This window comes from Brevundimonas sp. (assembly GCF_032107865.1).
GTDB lineage: Bacteria > Pseudomonadota > Alphaproteobacteria > Caulobacterales > Caulobacteraceae > Brevundimonas.
The window spans coordinates 1-6,055 of the sequence record NZ_DAMCNG010000166.1 but is presented as its reverse complement, the minus strand read 5'-3'; the positions used below and the strand labels follow the sequence as shown (position 1 = coordinate 6,055).

General features: G+C 67.1%; 6 protein-coding genes. 3 read left to right on the top strand and 3 right to left on the bottom strand.

Annotation, left to right across the window (positions count from 1 at the left end; genetic code table 11):
* On the top strand, positions 1-361 hold a 361-nt coding region (locus RT567_RS12595), incomplete at its 5' end, for a response regulator (protein WP_313576668.1).
* A gap of 3 nt (positions 362-364) precedes the next feature.
* Here RT567_RS12595 and RT567_RS12590 read toward each other — a convergent pair.
* The 3 genes from RT567_RS12590 to RT567_RS12580 all read right to left on the bottom strand — a co-directional run bounded on the left by RT567_RS12590 (position 365) and on the right by RT567_RS12580 (position 3,752).
* A complete protein-coding gene (locus RT567_RS12590; protein WP_313576667.1) occupies positions 365-1,810 on the bottom strand; it encodes an NAD-dependent succinate-semialdehyde dehydrogenase in 1,446 nt (481 codons plus the stop codon).
* An 89-nt stretch (positions 1,811-1,899) separates the two neighbouring features.
* Complete coding sequence (locus RT567_RS12585; protein WP_313576666.1) at positions 1,900-2,505, bottom strand: response regulator transcription factor; 606 nt, start codon at positions 2,503-2,505, stop codon at positions 1,900-1,902.
* Positions 2,502-3,752, bottom strand: a complete 1,251-nt coding sequence (locus RT567_RS12580) for an ATP-binding protein (RefSeq protein ID WP_313576665.1) — start codon at positions 3,750-3,752, stop codon at positions 2,502-2,504. Before RT567_RS12580 ends, RT567_RS12585 begins: the two co-directional genes overlap by 4 nt.
* Before the next feature lie 490 nt (positions 3,753-4,242).
* Here RT567_RS12580 and RT567_RS12575 point away from each other — a divergent pair, with 490 nt between their 5' ends.
* Entirely contained in the window at positions 4,243-4,890 is a 648-nt protein-coding gene (locus RT567_RS12575) for a TorF family putative porin (RefSeq protein ID WP_313576664.1), read from the top strand.
* 58 nt (positions 4,891-4,948) lie between these two features.
* The coding region (locus RT567_RS12570; protein WP_313576663.1) for a HAMP domain-containing protein at positions 4,949-6,055 on the top strand (1,107 nt) is incomplete at its 3' end.

The following is a 6,055-nucleotide window of genomic DNA, read 5'->3' as shown; positions in this document are numbered from 1 at the left end:
CCGCCGTCTGCCGCTAGCAGGCCTGCGCGTGCTGTGCGTGGACAATGAGCCCGCTATCCTGGACGCCCTGACGGCCCTGCTGGATCGCTGGGGCGCGCAGGCGGTGACGGCGCGCTCGGTGGCGGACGCGCGAGCGGCGGCGGGGCCGTTCGACGCGGCCCTGGTCGACCTGCACCTGGGCGACGACGAGCCTGACGGCCTCGCCGCCGTGGATTTTCTGCGGGCCCGAGGGGTTCGGCGCATCGCCCTGGTCACCGCCGACACCCGCGACGGACTGAAGGAGCAGGCGGCGGCTGCGGGCGCCATCCTGCTGCCCAAGCCGGTCAAGCCGGCGGCGTTGAAGGCGTTTCTGAGAAGCTGAGGTTTACAGGCCCATGCAGAGGTATTTGATCTCGAGGTAGTCCTCGATGCCGTGGCTCGAACCCTCGCGACCCAGGCCCGACTGCTTGATCCCGCCAAAGGGTGCGACTTCGGTGGAGATCAGGCCGGTGTTGATGCCGATCATGCCGGTCTCCAGCGCCTCGGCCACGCGCCAGACGCGGCTCAGGTCGCGGGCGTAGAAGTAGCCGGCCAGGCCGAAGATGGTGTCGTTGGCCAAGGCGATCCCTTCCTCTTCCGTCTCGAAGCGAACGACGCCGGAGACGGGGCCGAAGGTCTCTTCGCGGCACATCTTCATGTCCTGGGTCACGCCCGACAGGACAGTCGCCTGGAAGAAGGTCATGCCCAGCGCGTGACGAGCCCCGCCGGTCAGCAGCGTCGCGCCCTTGGCGAGGGCGTCGGCGACGTGCTCCTCGACCTTCTTCACGGCCTTTTCGTCGATCAGGGGGCCGATCTGGACTCCTTCGTCCAGACCGTTTCCGATCTTCAGCGCCTCGCTCGCCTTGGTCAGCTTGGCGACGAATTCGTCATGGACGGCGGCCTGCACATAGAAGCGGTTGGTGCAGACGCAGGTCTGGCCCGCGTTGCGGTATTTTGAAGCCACGGCCCCCGCCACGGCGGCGTCGATGTCGGCGTCGTCGAAGACGAGGAAGGGGGCGTTGCCGCCCAGCTCCAGGCTCATCTTCTTGATGGTCTGCGACGACTGCTGCATCAGCAGGCGGCCGATCTCGGTCGAGCCAGTGAAGCTGATCTTGCGCACCGCCTCATTGGACGTCAGCTCGCCGCCGATGGCGGAGGCCGAGCCGGTGACGACGTTGAACAGGCCGGGCGGCAGGCCCGCTTCTTCCGCCAGAACGGCCAGCGCCAGGGCCGACAGCGGCGTCTGACTGGCCGGCTTCAGCACAACGGCGCAACCGGCGGCCAGGGCCGGGCCGACCTTGCGGGTGATCATGGCGGCGGGGAAGTTCCACGGGGTGATGGCGCCCACCACCCCGACCGGTTGGCGCAGGGTCATCAGCCGCTTGCCGGCGTCATAGGTCGGGATGACCTCGCCATAGGTGCGTTTGCCCTCTTCGGCGAACCATTCGATGAAGCTGGCGGCGTAGGCGATTTCACCCTTCGCCTCGGTCAGGCTCTTGCCCTGTTCGCGGGTCAGCAGGCGGCCCAGGGCGTCCTGCTCGCTCATCATCAGATCGAACCAGCGGCGCAGGATGCGGGCGCGTTCGCTCGCCGTCTTCGCGGCCCAGGGCTTCATCGCGGCCTCGGCGGCGGCGATGGCGCGACGGGTCTCAAGGGCGCCCATGTCCGGGACGGCAGCGAGCACCTCGCCCGTGGCCGGGTTGGTCACCTCGATCGTCCCGCCGCCGTCGGCGTCGATCCAGCGGCCGTCGACATAGGCCTGATGACGCAGCAGGCGGGCGGGATCGGACATGGGGCGGTTCCTTCGATGCGGTCGGGGAGCCGACATAACGCGCCGGAGCGGGCGCGGCTGCAAGATGACGAAACGCCTAGATCAACGGTCTAGGTCAGCATCAGTCCCATGCGAACCAGAGCCGGCAGGCTGTCGGCCTCCATCTTGGTCATGACCTTGGCGCGGAAGACCTCGACCGTGCGGGGGCTGATCTTCAGGTCCAGAGCCATCTCCTTGTTGGAGGCGCCGGCGACCAGGGCGTCGAACACCTGGCGCTCGCGCGGGGTCAGACGGCCCAGGCGCAGGCGGGCCTGCTGGCGGGTTTGCTGACGGGCGTCCAGGTCGCCGAGCTGGGCCAGGCAACCCTTCACCACCTCGACCAGGCGGGCGGGGTCGAAGGGCTTTTCGATGAAGTCCACGATGCCGGTCTTCATCATCTGCACCGCCATGGAGACGTCGGCGTGGCCGGTAATGACGATGACGGGCCAGGTCTCGCCGCGCAGTTCGGCCAGGCGGCGCACGATCTCGGTCCCGTCCATGCCCGGCATCCGCACATCGGTGATGACGCAGGCCGAGGCGTCCTCGGGCAGGGCGGCGAAGAACTCGGTTCCGCTGGCGAAGCCGCGCGCGCGCACGCCCCGCCCGCGCAGCACCCGCAGGAGGGCGTCGCGCACGGCCGGATCGTCGTCGATGACGAAGACGGAATGATCGCTCACGCGGTCGTGGCCTCCAGGTCCAAGGGCAGGGTGAAGAAGAAGGCGGCGCCGCCCAGAGCCTGGCTGCGACCCACGTTCAGGACGCCGCCGTGTCGCTCGACGATGGTGCGGGTGACGGACAGGCCCAGGCCCATGCCGCCGGGCTTGGTGCTGGTCATGGGCTGGAACAGGCGGTCGCGTTGATCGTCGGCGACGCCGGGGCCGTTGTCTTCGATGCTAATGCGATAGCCGTCGGCTTCTGTGCGGCCCAGGATGCTGACCTGGGCGCCGTGGCGACCCGCCGCCGCTTCGACGCCGTTGCGGACCAGATTGACCACGGCCTGCTGAAACTGGATGCGGTCGGCCCGCACCCGGTCGCAATCCGGGGCCATGTCGATACGCAGGGCGACCTTCTGGGCCTGGCCGACGCGCGTCAGGATCTGCTTCATGTTCTCGATCATGTCCGAGGCGCTTTCGCCGCCCAGGACGCCGGTTTCCTGGGTCAGGAAGGCGCGGATGCGGCGAATGATCTCCCCGGCGCGAAGCAACTGGCCTTGAGCGAGGTCCAGGGTGCGGCAGGCGCTGTCGCCCAGGGAGCCGGCCTTCTCCATGTCGGCCCGGCTGGCGTGCATATAGCCGCTGGCGGCGCTCAGGGGCTGGTTCAACTCGTGGGCCAGGGTGGCGGCCATCTCGCCGAGAGAGTTCAGCCGCCAGACGGTGTTCAACTGCGCGTGCAGTTCGCGGGCCTGAGCCTCGGCGGCGTAGCGCAGCGTCAGGTCGGCCAGGCCCAGGGCCACATGATCCCGGTCCGATCCGCCGGGCGTCATGCCGAACTGAATGCCGACCGGAAAGGTCGATCCGTCCGGTCGTTGTCCGATCCAGTAGCCGGAGTCGGCCTCCAGCAAGCCGGACGGCGTCCCGGACGCGGCGAGCGTGGCGATGTCGAAGCCCGGAACGATCTCGGCGAAAGGCCGTCCCAATGCTTCATCCTGCGTGATCTTCAGCATGGCGAGCGCCGTGTCGTTGAGCCGTGAGATCGCGCCCTCGCGTGTCAGCATCAGGGTCGGCGTCGACAGGAAGGCGACGTTCAGCATGGCGTCGCGCGCCGCCAGGGCTCCGGCAAGACCAGAAGCCTGTCGCCAGACCAGGATCAAAGCCGCCACGGCCGCCAGCGCCAGCATCAAGGCGATCAAGATCAGGCTGCGTGAGAGGGACGGCGCCGCCAGCCCCAGCGTCAGGGCCGCAACGATGAACAGGGCGCACGCCAAGGCGATAGCCGCCGCCCAAGGACGAGGGGGTGGCGTGACGTCAGGGGAGCAGCGGTCCAATACTGAGTAAATCGAACTTGTCCTCGCTTCCCGGTAGATCAGGAGGCGAGCCCTTCCGTGTCGTCGTCGTCATGAGGCAGGTAAGAAGGGCTTATTAGATAGGTCTTACCTAACATGCAATTGTCGCCCACAGTTCTTTGTGAGATGAAAAAACGCACATTTCTGTCATAACGTTGGTATGTATGATCTTCGGCTCTATGGTTACTCAGTCGTTAAGAAATGCAGCGGCGTTCTGGCGAAAGAAACCTGCGCGACAAATGTGAGCATCGTGAATTGCGGATTTCTACGTACGGGCGAATTTACGATTGTCTACCGTTGTTCCGCGCAGAAGGGGATCAGTCTCAAAGAGGTCTGAATGCCCTTCCAAATTATCGCTCGACGCCAGAAGGGCGTTCGCGCGCTCCGTAACCCGCTCACGGGCGGTTTGATTATGGCTCTGTCAGCGGCGCTTGCGGCGCCCGCAGCGGCCCAGTCCATCGAAGGCCAGTTGGGTCTCGCCAGCGAATACGTCGGCAAGGGCCTGGGCAAGAGCGCCGGCGACCCCAGTCTGAACGCCAGCCTTGAGGCGTCCTACGGCGACTTCTACGGCAGCGTCTTCGCTTCGACGGCCAAGCTGTCTCAAGGCTCCGACGCCGAGATCGTGACGGCGCTGGGCTGGCGGCCCAAGGCCGCGGGCGTCACCTTCGATCTGTCGGTCGTGAACCGCGACCTGCCGGGCACGCGCTCGGGCGTCGATTCTAACTATTGGGAATATCAGGCTGACGCCTCGCGCAAGTTCGGGCGCGTCTCCGGACGGCTGCGGATCAACTACACGCCCGACGGTTTCGCCGCGACCAAGGAGGCCTGGTGGATCGAGGCTCAGGCGTCGACGGCCCTGGGGCCGCGCACCAAGGCGTCGGCCGCCTTCGGCGTGCGATCGGCGGACGGCGGGGCGGACTACAACGCCTGGAATCTGGGCGTGAAGCACAACCTGAACGAGCGATGGGCCATCGACGCGCGCTGGTACGACACCGACAGCCATGCGCTTGGCGACAACTACGACGGGCGCCTGGTGGGGGCGCTCAGCTTCAACTTCTGATCGAAAGCCGGTTCGGCTCTCAAGAGAATCTTCACGGGGGGTGAGTTAGATGGACGCCATGCTGAGCGACCTTAAGATCGAAAAGAAACTGATGGCGGCCTTTGCGGTCGTCATCCTGGCCATCGTCGCCATGGGGCTGACGGTGTTTTTGCAGATCAACGCCCTGGATGCGGCGCGGGCGGATCGAGCGCGCGCGGGCGTCGTCCAGCGCGAGGCCGAGGCGGCGCAATTCTATCTGGCGCGGCAGGAGGCCAGCTATCGCGGCTTCCTGGTGTCGCGCGACCCCTACTATCTGCAACGACTGGAAGAGCACCGGCAGAGCTTCAACAAGAGCCTCGATCGCGTGACGCAACTGGACCGCGCCAGCGCCACGCAGGTGCGCGCGGCTCGGACCGCCGCGGACGAGTGGAACAAGCAGGTGGTCCAGCGCGGCCAGGCCCTGGTCGTGGATCAGGCCGGCTGGATGCAGGCCATCGCCATGGTCGGCCGCAACGGCGAGGCTGACAAATTCATCGACCCGGCCGAAAGCGCCCTGAACGGCCTGATCGAGAAGAAGGTCCAGGAAAGCCGCATCTATGCCGAGACCCAGGTGTCGGTCGCCAAGACGGCCCGCATGGTGCTGATCGGCGGCCTGGTGCTGGCGCTGGCGCTGGCGGCCGGCATGGCCGTGATGCTGACCAATATCCTGGCCAAGCCGCTGACGGCGATGACGACGGCCATGCGCCGCCTGGCGTCGGGCGACACCTCGGTGGCCGTGCCGGCCGCCAGCCGCAAGGACGAGGTCGGTCAGATGGCCGCCGCCGTCCAGACCTTCAAGGACGCCGCCATCGCCAAGGACCGCTTGGAAGCCGAAGCCGTCGCCCAGCGTCAGGCGGCCGAGGACGAGCGCGCCCGCGTCGAGGCCGAGAAGGCTCGCGAGGCTGAAGACGACAAGGTGGCCATCACCGCCCTGGCCCAGGGGCTGGGCGCCATGGCCAACGGCGACCTGACCCATCGGATCGACGTCGCCTTCGCGCCCAAGGCGGCGCAGCTGAAGGCCGACTTCAACGAAGCCATTGGACAGCTGGAGAAGGCCATCGCCTCGGTGACGGCCAATGTCGCGGCCATCCGTTCGGGCTCGGGCGAGATCAGCCAGGCCTCCGACGACCTGTCGCGCCGCACCGAG

Bases quoted from the DNA above. Each gene is read 5' to 3' on its own strand.
- RT567_RS12590 (WP_313576667.1), bottom strand. From the start codon at position 1,810: ATGTCCGATCCCGCCCGCCTGCTGCGTCATCAGGCCTATGTCGACGGC.
- RT567_RS12575 (WP_313576664.1), top strand. From the start codon at position 4,243: ATGGCTCTGTCAGCGGCGCTTGCGGCGCCCGCAGCGGCCCAGTCCATC.